The sequence below is a fragment of the Pseudodesulfovibrio piezophilus C1TLV30 genome (assembly GCF_000341895.1).
In the GTDB taxonomy this organism is placed as follows: Bacteria; Desulfobacterota; Desulfovibrionia; order Desulfovibrionales; family Desulfovibrionaceae; genus Pseudodesulfovibrio; species Pseudodesulfovibrio piezophilus.
The window spans coordinates 1,831,030-1,846,580 of the sequence record NC_020409.1; the positions used below are offsets into that span (position 1 = coordinate 1,831,030).

At 52.7% G+C, this 15,551-nt stretch carries 14 protein-coding genes; 7 read left to right on the forward strand and 7 right to left on the reverse strand.

The annotated features are described in order from the left end of the window. Positions 1-15: 15 nt before the first annotated feature. Positions 16-738 carry a TerC family protein gene (locus BN4_RS08800; RefSeq protein ID WP_015415032.1) on the reverse strand — a complete coding sequence of 241 codons (723 nt, stop codon included), beginning with the start codon at positions 736-738 and terminating at the stop codon, positions 16-18. A 160-nt stretch (positions 739-898) separates the two neighbouring features. On the opposite strand from BN4_RS08800, the gene gnd reads away from it, so the two are divergent. From gnd to pgl, 3 genes are read left to right on the forward strand one after another with little or no spacing between them, the layout of a single operon-like run. Beyond that, positions 899-1,807, forward strand: a complete 909-nt coding sequence (gene gnd, locus BN4_RS08805) for a phosphogluconate dehydrogenase (NAD(+)-dependent, decarboxylating) (protein ID WP_015415033.1) — start codon at positions 899-901, stop codon at positions 1,805-1,807. A 3-nt stretch (positions 1,808-1,810) separates the two neighbouring features. Then, entirely contained in the window at positions 1,811-3,295 is a 1,485-nt protein-coding gene (zwf, locus tag BN4_RS08810; protein WP_015415034.1) for a glucose-6-phosphate dehydrogenase, read from the forward strand. 22 nt (positions 3,296-3,317) lie between these two features. Then, positions 3,318-4,073: a 6-phosphogluconolactonase gene (pgl, locus tag BN4_RS08815; protein WP_015415035.1), complete on the forward strand. Its 756-nt coding sequence runs from the start codon at positions 3,318-3,320 to the stop codon at positions 4,071-4,073. A gap of 25 nt (positions 4,074-4,098) precedes the next feature. On the opposite strand, the gene BN4_RS08820 is transcribed toward pgl, so the two are convergent. Together BN4_RS08820 and BN4_RS08825 are read right to left on the reverse strand one after the other, a co-directional pair. Next, positions 4,099-4,740 carry a class I SAM-dependent methyltransferase gene (locus tag BN4_RS08820; RefSeq protein ID WP_015415036.1) on the reverse strand — a complete coding sequence of 214 codons (642 nt, stop codon included), beginning with the start codon at positions 4,738-4,740 and terminating at the stop codon, positions 4,099-4,101. 14 nt (positions 4,741-4,754) lie between these two features. Further along, positions 4,755-5,516, reverse strand: coding sequence for an ABC transporter substrate-binding protein (locus BN4_RS08825; protein ID WP_015415037.1), 762 nt, complete (start codon positions 5,514-5,516; stop codon positions 4,755-4,757). A gap of 143 nt (positions 5,517-5,659) precedes the next feature. On the opposite strand from BN4_RS08825, the gene BN4_RS08830 reads away from it, so the two are divergent. The 3 genes from BN4_RS08830 (at position 5,660) to BN4_RS08840 (ending at position 9,376) form a co-directional block, all read left to right on the forward strand. Continuing rightward, positions 5,660-6,316, forward strand: coding sequence for a Crp/Fnr family transcriptional regulator (locus tag BN4_RS08830; protein WP_015415038.1), 657 nt, complete (start codon positions 5,660-5,662; stop codon positions 6,314-6,316). A gap of 192 nt (positions 6,317-6,508) precedes the next feature. Continuing rightward, positions 6,509-8,386, forward strand: a complete 1,878-nt coding sequence (gene cooS / locus BN4_RS08835) for an anaerobic carbon-monoxide dehydrogenase catalytic subunit (RefSeq protein ID WP_015415039.1) — start codon at positions 6,509-6,511, stop codon at positions 8,384-8,386. Between the two features lie 204 nt (positions 8,387-8,590). Then, complete coding sequence (locus BN4_RS08840) at positions 8,591-9,376, forward strand: ATP-binding protein (RefSeq protein WP_015415040.1); 786 nt, start codon at positions 8,591-8,593, stop codon at positions 9,374-9,376. Positions 9,377-9,502: 126 nt separating this feature from the next. Here BN4_RS08840 and BN4_RS08845 read toward each other — a convergent pair whose 3' ends face one another. Both BN4_RS08845 and BN4_RS08850 read right to left on the reverse strand, forming a co-directional pair. Next, positions 9,503-10,234, reverse strand: coding sequence for a substrate-binding periplasmic protein (locus BN4_RS08845; RefSeq protein WP_157871326.1), 732 nt, complete (start codon positions 10,232-10,234; stop codon positions 9,503-9,505). A gap of 255 nt (positions 10,235-10,489) precedes the next feature. Next, positions 10,490-11,896 (reverse strand): hypothetical protein, encoded by a 1,407-nt coding sequence (locus BN4_RS08850; protein ID WP_015415042.1) that lies wholly within the window; start codon positions 11,894-11,896, stop codon positions 10,490-10,492. 208 nt (positions 11,897-12,104) lie between these two features. Between BN4_RS08850 and BN4_RS08855 the strand changes: the two genes are divergently transcribed. Then, positions 12,105-12,521 (forward strand): secondary thiamine-phosphate synthase enzyme YjbQ, encoded by a 417-nt coding sequence (locus BN4_RS08855; RefSeq protein WP_041720871.1) that lies wholly within the window; start codon positions 12,105-12,107, stop codon positions 12,519-12,521. 12 nt (positions 12,522-12,533) lie between these two features. Here BN4_RS08855 and BN4_RS08860 read toward each other — a convergent pair whose 3' ends face one another. Beyond that, positions 12,534-13,082, reverse strand: a complete 549-nt coding sequence (locus tag BN4_RS08860; RefSeq protein ID WP_015415044.1) for a hypothetical protein — start codon at positions 13,080-13,082, stop codon at positions 12,534-12,536. A 216-nt stretch (positions 13,083-13,298) separates the two neighbouring features. Further along, positions 13,299-15,515, reverse strand: coding sequence for an ATP-binding protein (locus BN4_RS08865; protein WP_015415045.1), 2,217 nt, complete (start codon positions 15,513-15,515; stop codon positions 13,299-13,301). Positions 15,516-15,551: the final 36 nt, after the last annotated feature.

Sequence of the window (15,551 nt, forward strand, 5' to 3'; positions counted from 1 at the left end):
TCCAATGCAATGGAGTCACTTCCGTGCCGCGCGTGCTTTCTTCACCCTCAGGTTCAAAAATTCCACAAACAGGGAAAATCCCATGGCGAAGTAGATGTAGCCGCGATCGATGTGCTTATGCAACCCTTCGGCCATGAGAAAAATCCCCACCAGCAGGAGGAAGGAAAACGCGAGCATTTGCACCGTGGGATGATCGGAAACAAATGCACTCACCGATCCGGCAAAGAGCAGCATGACCAACACAGCCACCACAATGGCTGAGACCATGACGCCAAGGTGCTGGGCCATCCCCACAGCCGTGATGACCGAATCCAGGGAGAAGACAAGATCAAGCAGCATGATCTGAGCAATGGCACTGAGAAAGGAATATTGTGACCGGACATGCCCGTCCTTGGCTCCGGACTCCTCCATTGTATCGTGAATCTCGTGGGTTGCCTTGGCAAGCAGGAACACCCCGCCAATCAACAGCACAAGGTCCCGACCAGACACGATATGCCCGAAGACTGTGAACAACGGTGCCGTCAGCCCCATGATAGCGGAAATGGCAAGCAACAGGGCAATACGGGTCACCATGGCCAGGCCGATTCCCAGGCGTCTTGCCATGGCTCGCGACGCTTCTGGCAGTTTGTTGGTGACCACCACGACAAAGACGATATTGTCTATGCCGAGGACGATCTCCAGCCCGACCAGGGTGATCAGCGCGATAAGATTCTCCAGGGTCAACAGTCCTTCAAACATACTTTCTCCAAAGTAATTATGTTATGAAAGAAAGTATGGAGAAAGGAGCTTTATAAATCAATGAAAGCTTTTCCCAAACCCCTCAGGGTGTGATATTCATTCCTGACTGAAAAAATGTGATTTTTGTCTTTTCATTCATTATAAGAACGGGGGATCGACAATGCGAATCGGAATGATAGGTCTCGGACGGATGGGCATGAACATGGCTCGCAGGCTCTTGCAGCACGATATCGAAGTCGTCGCTTTCAACCGCACCGCAGACAAGGTGGACCAACTCAAGGTGGAAGGCGCTCTCGGCGCATACTCCTACGCTGAGCTCAAGGAGCAACTGGAACCACCACGCACGGTCTGGAGTATGCTCCCGGCTGGAGCCCCCACCCAAGCTGCCATCGCAGAACTGGCCGAACTTCTGGATGAAGGAGATACCATTATCGAAGGAGGCAACTCGTATTACAAGGAAGACATCAAGAATGCCGAGATCCTGAAAGCCAAAGGGATCAACTACCTTGATGCCGGAGTCTCCGGCGGCATCTGGGGACTTCAGATCGGGTATTGCACTATGGTCGGCGGTCCAAGAGAAGAATTTGACAGACTTGACCCCATTTTCAAGGCACTGGCACCGGAAAGGGGCTATATGTATTGTGGCCCGGCCGGGTCGGGCCATTTCATCAAAATGGTTCACAACGGCATCGAGTACGGCATGATGCAGGCCTATGCCGAGGGATTCGCACTCATAGAGGATTCCCAGTTCGGCGCAGGAATCGACTTTGCGGAACTGTCCGATCTCTGGAATCAAGGAAGCGTCATCCGTTCCTGGCTGCTGGAATTGGCAGGAGATGCTTTTTCCAAAAGCGAACGGCTGGACGACTTGGAAGGGTATGTGGATGATTCCGGCGAAGGACGCTGGACCGTCATGCAGGCCATTGAGACCAGCACCCCGGCTCCGGTCCTGACCTCTGCCCTGATGGAGCGGTTTGCGTCACGACGCCCCAATGACTTCCGCTACCGTGTTCTGGCCGCACTGCGCCGAGAGTTCGGAGGCCATGCTGTCAAGAAATCCGAGGAGTAGAGAATGGCTGATACCAATGGAATAGAGACCTGCGACTACAACACCCCTAAGGACCCGTGCGCCATCGTCATCTTCGGCGCGACCGGGGACTTGGCGGCGAGAAAGATTCTGCCGTCCCTCTACGCACTACTCTGCTCGGGCCGCCTGCCCGATCCAAGCATCATTATCGGCGTGTCCAGATCCGGCCTCAGCCATGAGGAATACCGTGAAAGGACACGGCAGGCTCTGGTCGAATCAAATGCGGACATGAAGTGCTGGGAAGATTTTGCGCCCCGCCTTTTTTACAGGAGCGTGGACGTCAATGACGTGGGCACATTCACCAACCTGGCCGGTTTCATCAAGGACAAGGAATCGGAATTCCAGACCGGTGGCAACAGGCTCTTCCACCTTTCCGTCCCCCCGGTGGCATACGAGGCCATCGCTCAATCACTTGCCCATGTCGGACTGGCGCACGAAAAGGACAACTGGTCGCGACTGGTTGTGGAAAAACCCTTTGGATACGATCTGGAGAGTTCCAGAAAACTTGCAGCCGCGCTTAAGGAAGGATTCAAGGAAAAACAAATCTTCCGTATTGATCACTATCTGGCCAAGGAAACCGTGCAAAACATGCTGATGTTCCGGTTCGCCAATTCCATCTTCGAACCGGTCTGGAACAGACAATTCATCCAATCCGTTCACATTACTGCAGCAGAATCATTGGGAGTTGAACACAGAGCCGGATTTTACGACCATACCGGCGTCCTGCGCGACATGTTTCAAAATCACATGATGCAGCTCCTCTCCCTAGTGGCCATGGAGCCACCTTCGATCTACGAAGCGAACCGTATCCGGGATGAAAAAGCCAAGATCTACCGAAGCCTCAGGCCGTTCCCCATGGACAGCCTTGACGAGAATCTCGTACTCGGCCAGTACGCGGCAGGCATGATCAAAGAGAAATCCGTGCCGTCCTACGTCTCGGAGCCCGGAGTCTCCCCCAATTCAACCACCCCGACCTTTGCCTCCATGAAAGCCTATATCGACAACTGGCGGTGGCAGGGGGTGCCCTTTTACATTACCTCGGGAAAACGAATGTCCACCAAGCGGACCGATATCGAAGTCAAGTTCAAGGAAGTTCCTCACTCCATGTTCAGGAATATTCTGGGCGAACATATCACGGCCAACAGGTTGACCCTCTCCATACACCCCAAGGAAGAAGTCATGCTCAGCTTCCAGGCCAAGACCCCGGGGCCAGGGATGTGTTTGCGAAACGTGACAATGAACTTTGACTACGCCATGGGACACCCCCTCAGACTGACGGCCTATGAAAAAGTCCTGCTTGATGTGCTTATGGGGGATCATACCCTCTTCTGGCGTCAGGACAGTGTGGACCTCTGCTGGTCATACCTGACCCCGATGCTCAAGGAATGCGAATGCGAAGAACAGGCAGAACGCCTCCACTTGTACAAGGCCGGGACGGATGGTCCCAAAAAGGCGCGAGGCGATTGGTAACACTCAGAGTGGGAGGAATCCAATGGTGGATTTTCATGTCTATGCCGATACCGAAGAATTGAGCCAGGCCGCAGCAAGGCTCTTTGCCGACCTGTCCCACAAGGCCCACGACCTTCGCGGCCGTTTTATAGTCGCACTGTCCGGCGGCTCCACGCCTCGAAGACTCTTCGAAATTCTGGCGACCCCTCAATTCGCTGAAATGATACAGTGGGACAGCGTGGTCGTTTTCTGGGGAGATGATCGAGCAGTGGGGCCGGATCATGAGTGGAGCAACTACAAACTTGCCCATGAATCTCTCCTGGCTCACGTTCCGATTCCGAAAGAATACATCGTGCGCATCCGGGGAGAACTTGGGGCAGCCAAGGCGGCTGAAGTCATGCTTGAGGAACTGCGCCATGTCTTTGGAGATGAATCCTTGCCAAGATTCGATCTCATCATTCAGGGAATGGGAGGAGATGGACATACCGCGTCGCTGTTCCCTGGCACGGACGATCTCAATGCCACGGACTGGGTCGTGCCCGTCTTTGATCCACCCGCTGATCCGAAGGTAGACCGTGTGACACTCTCCTTTCCGGTCCTCAACCAGGCTCGGGTTGCCCTCTTCCTGGCCGCAGGAGCGGATAAACGGGACAAGATTTCTGAGATCATGAATGATCCCAGCGCGTCGGAACGGTATCCCGCCGCCCGCCTGGAAGCGGAAAAAACCTTCTGGTATGTGGATGAGGCCGCTTTTGCCGGACTGTCCGGGGTCGAGAAAAATCCAAGCAACACAGCCTAAAAAAAATCCTATTTGGGAGGGGGGATCACCGCGACCTCCTCCCATTCCATGCCTCTGCCGAGCGATGAATATACAGCCCGGCCCACCCCCCCATAAAAAGAGCCACCGGAGAAACGGGCAAACCATATTGCTTTAGAAACGACTCTATCCCACCCTGAGCCATGAAGTGTCGGAAGTGGGCATAATGCGCCGCGCCTGCCAGCCACTCCACCAGGCCGATACCCATTCGTGTCAACCGAGCCTGAAACGGAGATGGGAGACGGTAGTCGGAGACCAAAACCGTTCCGCCCGGCCGGACCAGACGTTCCGCCTCCTTCAGTATCGCTTCGGCCTGCATTGCCGACTTCTCATGCAAAGCAAAACTGATAGTCACGGCATCAAATGCTTTAGCAGTCAAATCTGTGCGGGTCGCGTCATTTCGCGAAAATGACGCCCCACTCCATTTCTTTGTGGCTACAGCGAGCATTGCGGGCGAATTGTCCACCCCCGTCGCGGAGAGTCCCACCTCCCACACCATGCCGCAGAACTGGCCGGTGCCGCAGCACAGGTCCACGACACTTGTGCACCCGTTTTCGACAAGGAGAGACTGCATGGCGCTATGAACGGGGCGTAAAAAAGGCCCCACCACAGGGTCATAAAGCGAAGCGAACCGGGCATATTCATCCATTATCTTCTCCAAATTCAATTCAACTTGAGAATCCGATCGAGATCTGCTTCCGTAACCCCCATCGACAGCATCAAAGTCTGGATTTCGCCGGAAGCGCGCAACTCTTTCATTCTGGAATTGAAGATTTCCAAAAACCGCCGACCTTTTTCAGTTGGGGCAAAAATTACCCGCACTTCATAACTGCCGATGTCGTCAAAAAGAAAATCAGCCGGGGAAAGATGCGACTCCCACATGGCATGCCTGAGCAATCGTCTGTCCCCCAGTACAAACTTCACATGGTCCCTATCGAGCATGTGGAAGCCCGAACTGAGCGCGTATATCGGTTGATACTGAAAAGGCACGCCAAGCAACTCTGACAAACCAAAGCCAAAACGGGCGGCCACCCGCCTTCCCGCCAGAGACTGAACTCCTGCAAACGGCGTCGTGCGTAGATGAGCCACGGCAATATCATAAGTGACCACAGTGACATCTCCCTGCAAAACACCGTCAATCCGATCCTTAAGAGCCAGCGTGCAATGGATGTTCCCCTTTTTCAAGGCTTCAAGGATCCGAACATATGGCAAGGGTTTATGAATGAAGTCGAGGTTATCAGGAGCATAGACTGTTTCGAGAAGCGACGTTATCACCCCGGAGTTTCCGGGCTGTACGATCTGATACAGAAAGGGCATACCGAAGATCACGGAATCCCGAGCTTTCCACGGATCATCTTCGTCAGCATGCACTGAAGCAGCACAGCAGAACACCAGCAAGAGGCATATGGCAAAGAGTCTTTTCACTCTACCAGTATCCTGTAAATATCCTTCGAAATCAAGCAGGTTTGTGAGAAAACGATTACAGTAGATCCTGTTGGACGGTTGTCGCGGCTCGTGCTAACCGGGAAAATCCACTGGAAGTCTGGGTGGAAAGAAAGGGGAAGGACATGAAATTTTCCGGCATCAATCTGCTTGACGAATTGGCAAAAGAGGAACTCGCAGACCTGCGAAGCGTCTTTAGCGAACGAAACTTTGCCAAGGGATCGGTGATCTATACCCCGGATGAAGGTGAGAATCTCGTCTTTGTCATCGCCCGTGGACGGGTACGGATTTACCTCGCCTATGAGGACAAGGAATTTACCCTCGGCATCCTCGGTCCCGGTGATCTCTACGCCACCCATGCGGGGTGCTATATCCAGGCTTTTGACGACACGGAACTGCTGGTCGCCAATGTCCGGTCAGTCAAAAGGATCATGGATACAGTCCCCATGTTCACACGAACCATGGTGCGCGTGCTCGGCCATATACTGCAAAACTCCTTCTCCATCATCGGCGGCCTGGCTTTCAAGGATATCTACAATCGGCTCATGGATTACATCTTGAGCGAGGCCCGATCCTCCGGCATCCCCCATGCCCAGGGAATTCGCATCACCCTTGACCTGACCATCGAACAGCTTGCCCAACTCATGGGAGCAACCCGCCAGACCGTGTCCACCTTGCTCAATGATATGGAGCGGGCCGGACTGATGGAAAAACGGGGTCGGGGGCAGTATTTCATCCCAGATCTGGCTGCCCTGGAAAAGGCCGCTGGAGAACAGTTCTAATTCTCTAACAAAACCGGCTCAAAACCCACGTTCGAACGGTCCCGCCATTTTTCGCTCCCTTTTGTCGGCTATCCGACATACACTGAACATGATGTGATGTACTGCTGGATATCACAATCAGGGTTGCACTTTTCTTTTACCCCATCGGACTGGCGCGACCGAGTCCGGTAAAACAGGTAGTTGGAGGAACAAATGGCAAAAGAACCCAAACCGATCGAAGAACTGAGCATCTGGGATGATGCCAAGGCCATGATCGCCAAAGCCAGGGCCGAGGGCATTGAAACCGTCCACGAACGCTTGGCGCAGCAGACTCCCCACTGTAAATTCTGTGAGTTGGGCACGACCTGCCGCAACTGTACCATGGGTCCATGTCGTATCAGCGCAAAGATGCCCCGAGGCGTCTGTGGTGCCGATGCCGATGTCATCGTGGCCCGCAACTTTGGCCGATTCATTGCTGGAGGCTCCGCTGGTCACTCCGACCATGGCCGGGACCTGATCGAAGTCCTGGAAGCCATCATCGAAGGGGAAACCAAGGATTACAAGATCACGGATGAAGCCAAGCTGAAAGCGCTTGCCGCTGAAACCGGCATTGAAGTCGAAGGCCGCGAACTCAAGGATGTGGCCACCGATGTCATGGAAAACTTTTTCGCCGATTTCGGTTCACGCAAAAAGGAAATATCCTTCCTGTCCCGCGTGCCTCAAAAACGCAAGGACATCTGGGCCAAACTCGGCATGACGCCTCGCGGTGTCGATCGTGAAATCGCCGAGATGATGCACCGCACCCATATGGGATGTGACAATGACGCGCCCAACACCATGATCCACGCGGCCCGGACCTCTTTGTCCGATGGTTGGGGTGGTTCCATGATCGGCACGGAACTTTCCGATGTCATTTTCGGCACCCCGACCCCAAAAATGTCCACCGCCAATCTCGGTGTTATCAAGGAAGACAAAGTCAATATCCTGGTTCATGGGCACAACCCCGTGGTTTCCGAGATGATCCTGGCCGCTGCCCGTGATCCCGAACTGGTGGAAAAAGCAGAAAAACTGGGAGCCAAAGGCATCAACGTCGCGGGCCTGTGCTGCACCGGTAACGAGTTGCTCATGCGCCAGGGAATTCCCATGGCAGGGAACCACCTGATGACCGAACTGGCCATCATCACCGGAGCAGTCGAGGCCGTGGTCGTCGATTACCAATGTATCATGCCCAGCCTGGTTCAAATCGCAGGCTGCTATCATACCAAATTCATTGACACGGCCAACAAGGCGCGCTTCAGCGGAGCCATTCACTTTGATATTGAACCGCATAACGCCCTGCAACAGGCCAAGGAAATCGTCAACCTGGCTATTGAAGGCTTTGCAGAGCGTGACGCAGGTCGCGTTGATATTCCCTGCGAGCCTGTCGAGATCATGACCGGTTTCTCCAATGAGGCTGTCATCGCAGCCTTGGGAGGCTCTCTGGACCCGTTAGTCCAGGCCATCGCCGCAGGCGACATCCGGGGTGCAGTCGGTATTGTCGGCTGTAACAACCCCAAGATCAAACAGGATTCCATGAATGTGGAGCTTGCCAAGGAATTGATCAAGAAAGATATCCTGGTTCTGGTCACCGGCTGTGTCACCACCGCGGCAGGAAAGGCAGGGCTGCTGGTGCCCGACGCCATTGAAATGGCTGGCCCAGGTCTCAAGAAAGTCTGTGGCGCGCTGGGGATTCCCCCGGTGCTGCATTACGGCTCCTGCGTTGACAACGCCCGTATCCTGCAACTGTGCGCAGCCCTGGCAAACGCACTGAATGTTGATATTTCCGACCTACCCGTAGGCGCATCTTCGCCTGAATGGTACTCGGAAAAAGCCGCTGCTATCGGCCTTTACGCCGTGGCCAGCGGAATTTACACCCACCTCGGCCATCCGCCGAACATCCTTGGCTCCGAAGTCGTCACAGACCTCGCGACATCCGGACTCGAGGACCTGGTCGGCGCAACCTTCTTCATCGAACCAGACATGGTAAAAACCGCTGAAATGTTTGATGAAAGGATAAAAGCGAAGCGCAAGGGCCTCGGTCTGAGCGAATAGCACGGCAATCACCTTCTTAGGCAGGGGGGAGTCTTCTTCACCAAGGCTCCCCCTATGTCGCTCCTGTCAGCTCTCCGAAATCGACAGGCATTCCAGAGAAAAAAGATTGTCACACAGCTCGATTTTACATTTCAAACACACTGGAACATGATGGAACATCGGCAATTCCTTTCGGACAGGTGAACCGGCTCAGGAGGCTTTTTTATGAAAATAGCATTTGCAGGCAAGGGCGGCGTCGGAAAGACATCACTGGCAGCATGGACGGCCGACTGGCTGGCTCGTCACGGCAAGAATGTCTGGATGGTGGATGCGGACACAGCCCTTTCTCTGGGACAGGCATCAGCCATTGACCAAGAGCATCTCCCTGAACCGCTTATTCGCCGCGAAGACCTCGTGCGCGAACGCATCCACGCCGGAGGGTTCCTCAACCTGAATCCCGATGTCGGCGATCTGCCGGAGACTCTGGCTGTCGATGTTCCACTCGGTGGTCCGGTCGCGGAAGGAATCTCCCCTGGTCGCAAACGTCTTATCGTCATGGGAGCCGTGACCAATGCCGGTGGAGGATGTGCCTGTGACGCCAACGCCCTGCTCAAGGCGCTGCTGGCACATATTGTCATGGATCGGGACGAATGGGTCCTGGTTGACCTGGAAGCCGGAGTCGAACACCTCGGCCGAGGCACAGTGACCCATGTGGATGGACTGGTCGTGGTCAGTGAACCCTCCATGCGCAGCCTCCAGACCGGAGCGGAAGTGGGAAGAATGGCCTCGGATCTCGGCCTGACCAATCAGGCATTGGTCATTAACCGCTACCTCGGCGGTGAACCTCCGAAACTCGACGGACTCCCGAAATGGTCTCTCACCATCCCACCGTTACCCGGACTTATAGAAAAGCAAATGTCCAACGCCTCAGTGCTCGGTCTGCCTGAAGCCGCCCTCCTTGATGCCGCAGTGGAGAGCGTTATAACCCACCTGAAAGCAACTGTCGGGTAGACCACCTGCACTTTTCTGCCATGTGCCCCGAAAAATTTTCCCATCGGGGCAAACCTGCTTTGAACTTCAGTGAAGAGTCTGGACGGACGTCCTGAAAGAGCTGTTGAACATGGAAGGCACCAGCGGCTACCGCGTGCGTAACCTCTTGTAGAAACGCGCCTTGATTCGATTGATTTCACCACTTTCAACAAGAATCCGCATTTGCCGATTCATCTCTTTCAAGTATTTGACAAATATGGATTTTCTAGAAAGGACCATATACACATTCTGCTTCTCTCGGTAAATAAAATCAGCTTTGCTCACCACATCTTCCATACCCAACTGCGCCCGCCGATACTCTCCTGCTGACTCTGTCATGATAAAGGCGTTGATCCGACCGGCCAGCAACATCTTGAAATTCAATTCCGTGCGTGTCACCGGAGATTTCATAATCCGTTTATCTTTGTCGAATGCGGGATAATACTTCGCTCCAACGATAGTTCCGAGAGTTTTACCAATGAGGTCTTCATGGCGACGTATGGAAGATTCACGTCCCTTCAGAACAAAAAAAGCTTTGTTTGAGAATTTTTTATACGCCGGTTCGATAAAATAGAGGTCTTTCTCACGGTCTCTGCGCTTAAAAACTCCGGTGACGATGTCCACTTCTCCGATCGCCGCCATTTCCAGGGCACGCTTGAATGGATAATCCACAAATTCAAGGCCCAGGCCAACCCTTTCCGCAAGGACACGAAGCAGCTCTATGTCAATACCACCATACCCTCCGTCCGCTTCCCGAACCTTCCAGGGCGGATGTTCGCTAAATCCCACACGGAGTACAGACCGCTGACAAAAGACCGAAACCGGAAAGAGCAGCAGCATACACAGGCTCGCGGAGAGGATGAACGGCATCCATGCTTTGAAAAAGCTGACAGGGAAAGTCATCATAGGACCATAGAGATTTGAGAGGAGTAAATCAATGGCTATTCGAGAATATGCCGGGTCCTCTCCCCAACCTCTGCAAAAAGAGGAAAGCAAAGAATCCCCGGCACCCCGCACACATGCCCTCCGAGATCAGGCTGCCTCGCTATGTGAGACAGATAGGATCAGGAAATTGAATAAAAAACCGTTATGTGCTCAAATTAATGACGAAACTTCACGCTCGTCCAGTAAAAAATACGCATGCAGGGTACGTAACTCCTCGTTGTGAATCTCGATCAATTGCTTTTGAATCAACGGGGAGTCTTCTTCCCGGCATCGCCTAAAATTGCGGGAGAGAATGAATTGCCGTGAAAACTCCTGGTCCATGGTTTCCTCAGGTATGTACTTTTCCGGGCCAAACGACATGCGCCGAAAGAAAAACGGTGGGAAGGAACTGACCCGATTGAGACTGTACCCCCTATTCTTGACCCTATATTGACCAACCATCCTGCCGCAGACAGTATCAAGATGGCCCAATTTTTCCTGAAGAGCCTCCTTGCTCCGAGTCATATCTCCGAGCAGAGAAGCATACCGCTCCTCAAGGATGATGAGTTTTCCCGTCAGATGACCCCGTCTCCGCTCCACATGCCTGTAATTGGCAATGGCAACATCAACATGCTCCCATTGTTTATTCAACACTGCCTGCCGGGCATGGGTCAATCCAGCGGCAACTTTCCCATAGCCAGGATACGGATCATCACTACAATAGCCAACGGCAGTCACCCCTCCAGCGGCAAGGGTTCCGACAGCATATAAAATCCATCCCTTGAGAGTCAGAACGGCAAATGGGCTTATCTCAAATGATGCCATGGCCACTCGAAGCGCCATGAAACAATCCGGGGCTGAGGAAGAAAGACAATGCCCCGCGAATAAATTGATACCCATGATCACTTGCACCAGAACAAGAAGAGTGCAGACACCGACCACTCGATTGAGCACATGACAATGATTGAGCCATGGCAATGCCTTCCTGCCCAGAAGCCACCCACCAAGGAGATTGCAGAAAGAAAGAATGATGATCTGAACAACGCCATGGAAAAGGCCGAGGTTTCCACTGAATGAAAGAATCACCGAGCTCAAACAGATTTCGACAAGTGCGATGGCCCCAAGCCGAACACTGAGTTCTCCAGGTTTCATGGGGGGGTGCGGATTTCGATTCAAGTTGTTTTTCGAAATAAAAGTTCTGACCTCGGTTTCACGGTCGGCAACCTGGTCACGCAAAATCTCGACAGCATGCGCCTCCATTGTACGGGAGTCGGCATTGATTCGCTTCAAATCATCGGGAAGCCCCTTCAGGTCTTCCACGATGCGGCTATGATAGATGGCTGAAAGCCGCTTTCTCAGCTCCGAGAGGGTCGCCAGAACCGCCTTTTTTTCCTCTTTTGCTTTTTTCTCAAAATATCGCACAATCGATAATTCGTTTGCAGTTGGTTGTGTTGCATCAGGAGCTGGAATCAATTTACGAGCATCATCCCTCGCAAGGGAATCAATATCAAGATCTTGAGCCAAGACTTCAGAATCAAAAGAAATTACCCCACTCATTTCACGCTTCTTTCGTGCCATCCCTTCCCCTCCATAAAAGGATTTCAATATATGTAAACTTATACCTATTCATTGATGTCTACACGAAAAGGAGTCCTCCCACAAGGGGCTTATATTTCTTTTGCACTTCCTGACAAAATCGGTTCAATTGTGGAGAGGAAAGAATAGAATGATGGAAAAATTTCGCGCAGCAATGGCGCATTCCTTCAATGACACCCTGGAGAAAACCATGCAATCCTACAGAAAACAGCTCAAATTCGTTGTCCCAAAGCGGCGCGGCTTCATCAATATCACACCCGACTGCGAAGAAGCTCTCAGGGAATCAGGCATCAGTGAAGGGCTGATGCTTGTCAATGCCATGCACATAACAGCCTCGGTTTTTATCAACGATGATGAAGCCGGCCTTCATCATGATTACGAAGTCTGGTTGGAAAAGCTCGCACCACATGAGCCGGTCAGTCAATATCGACACAACGGATATGAAGACAATGCAGATGCGCACATGAAACGTCAGATAATGGGCCGAGAAGTAGTCGTTGCCATTACTGCCGGTCGGCTCGACTTCGGAACCTGGGAGCGCATATTTTACGGGGAATTCGATGGACGAAGAGAAAAAAGTGTTCTCATCAAAATCATAGGAGACTGATACCAGGAGTGGTTATCTGGTTTCTGCCAAGTAACCCAGCTCTCGCGAAAAATCATCAGTGTCTCTGGCCTGTCCGTGGAGCAGATGTCCAAGCCGCATCATCTTTCCGGCGGGAAAATCCTTTGACCAACGGTCATAGTACCCTGAAAAGCCATACATCCAGAGCATTTCCGAGGTCTGCGTAAAGACCTGTCCGGCCAAGGTCTGCCAGTCGGTCATGGCGGAAATGCTCCAGACCGGATGCTCCACACCACCGGCTTCGCGCTTCCCCTTGAACTCTATATCCACCTGAAGCACACCACCCGGTCCGGGTATGATCGTCCAGTAATACAACCAGCCTTCACCACCCCACTCAAATTCAAAATGGCGATAGTCTTCAAGCAAGTCTGGCAACGCCTCCAACTGATATAAATCACAGAGACAGGAAAAAAGATCCTTGAGCGGCTCGGAAAAACTGCAACTCACACTCAGATCATAGTGTTCCCCGTCATGTACAATACGTGCTTCCAGCCATCCGGCACGGACTTCTGTCAGAAACAACTCGAATTGCTTTTCAGCCATGGGCACCTCGCTTTATTGCTTGGGCGAACTGTACACAAAGAGACCTGATTGATCAAAAAAACATGATCTCCCAAGATGGGGTGAAACGACGGTCTGTTACGGTTGGCAAAGGGATGCTTTCAAGAATAAAAAACACCACGTCCTTCCTCCCAACAGGAAGAATCCATGTGTCCAGATCAATCATATTCCTGGATTGCCGAGACCGACAGCATGCAGTCAATGGGCCTTGACAGCAACTTCGAGCCGGGCAATGGCAACCCGCAAGGTGGCAAGACGTTTTCTGGAGAGTTCGTGATCGCCCTGCCTCGCTGAGTTCTCCAAACGAACTGCGGCTCTTCGTGTCATCTCTGCCCCTATGGAAGCCGCAACACTCTTGAGAGTATGTGCCTGAAGCGCGACCTCCTGAAGCAGCCCTGCCTGGACGCCTTTTTCCGCCAGTTCAAACTTCAGAGAAACCTCACTGATGGCATTCGGAAGTAAATATTCCATTTCCTCGGATGTGATATCAAGCATGGATGCGGCCTGTTCCAGATCAAGAACCGGAGTGGATTCCACCTCATGTCTTTTCTGCTCCTCCGGAGCCTGCCAATCTCCTCCGAGCACCTGCTGCATGGTTGCACCCAAGTCGCCACACCCCACAGGCTTGGTCACGAAACCGTTCATCCCCTCTCTCGCACACCGGCTTCTGATCTCACCCAAGGCATGAGCCGTGATTGCCACGATAGGGATGGTCGGTTGCCGAACGGGCCGCCCCAGACCTTCCCCTGAACGGATACGCCGAGTCGTTTCATGTCCATCCATGCCCGGCATCTCCAAATCCATCAGGACGATATCAAAATCGTGTTCTGCGAGGAGCATGAGGGCTTTTGCCCCACTTTCCGCTACAGTCGTCCGCATCCCCAACCGCTCAAGGTGCAACTTCTCCACCTTCACATTGAGGGGATTATCATCAACCAAAAGGACGTTGGACCGTTTCACCGGAATACAGGTATCGGAAAAGGCAGCCACAAACTCAGGCTCATTTGCTCTCTCGGCATTGCCCTCCCCGAATCGAGAGGTAAAGGAAAATTCACTGCCCACCCCTTTTTCTGACTGGACACGAATCTCACCGCCCATCAAGTCTACCAGACTTTTGCATATGGACAACCCAAGGCCCGACCCGCCGTGACTTCGGGAAGAAGAACCATCACCCTGTGTAAATGCCTCAAAAATGGTTCTGATCTTTTCCCTGCCAATACCCGTCCCACTATCCTTGACGGAAAAACGGACCCCAACCGGGCGATCCGGGTCATCTCCCCCCTCGGGCCAGGAACTGACCGTCAACCGAATATAGCCGTCGTCCGTAAACTTGATGGCATTATTGAGGAGATTGATCAGTACTTGTCGCAACCTGACAGGATCACCCTTGAGAAATCTCGGCGTTCCATCCAGGGATTCGAATTCCAGGGCAACTCCTTTTTTTTCGGCATGCAACTTGACAGTTCGCATGGCCGAATTGACCACTGAAGAAAGATCAAAATGCGCTGAAACAAGCCGAAGTCTGCGGGCTTCAATCCGTGAAAAATCGAGAATATCCGTAATCACATCCAACAAATGCAGTGCGGATTCACGGGCAGTTTCGATATACTCACGAAGCTCGCCTTGCAGTCCTGATTGCAAGGCAACCTCAGTCATTCCGAGAATCGAGTTCATCGGAGTTCTGATTTCATGACTGACAGTGGCCAGAAAATCAGATTTGGCCCGGCTGGCATCCAGCACCTGCGCATGCGCTTCTCGAAGCTGACGATTCTTGCCTTCAATAACTTTTCGATTCATGAAATCCCGGTACGCAGCCCGATACCCGATATGTGCCACAGCAAAAGAAACCCAGGAAATAACCATTGCATTGATCAGGTGATGCTTCACGAGGCTGAGTTCCGGCACAAAGAGAAACAATGCTCCGATCAAGCTGATCCAGCCAATGCCGATCAAGAGGGAAACCTGCCGAACCGGCATTGCCAGAAAAGCAGACGGTCCCAGCAGAAAAACATACATGGGACCGATGGAGTCCTTGAGCGGGAACATGTAGCCTACGATGGCCGAAGTATAGATCATGAAAAAATAGGTATACATCTTCCAAACCAGGTGGTGGCGTGGCTTGATATCATGTACCGACCGCAAAGGCCCGAAGAGCGGAAAAAAGGCAAAACAGGCAAGGATGGCGACGGACCGCAATATGACAATCCCGCACCAGACAGAAGAATGACCGGCCTGCTTCACGGTAAAATAGTCGGCAATGAGCAAGAAGGTCAAAGAGGAGAGCACCAACCAAGTGACCGCTTTGAGGCGGCGACAGTTGGACAGGTCAATGGCCCGTCGAAATTCTTCGGCAAGATTTTCCGGTGGCTGAGGCTCCCGAAACAGCTCCCGCAATCGAGATGGTAAATAGTGCATTGATTATGCCCTCACGAGCACACTCATTACCACGGA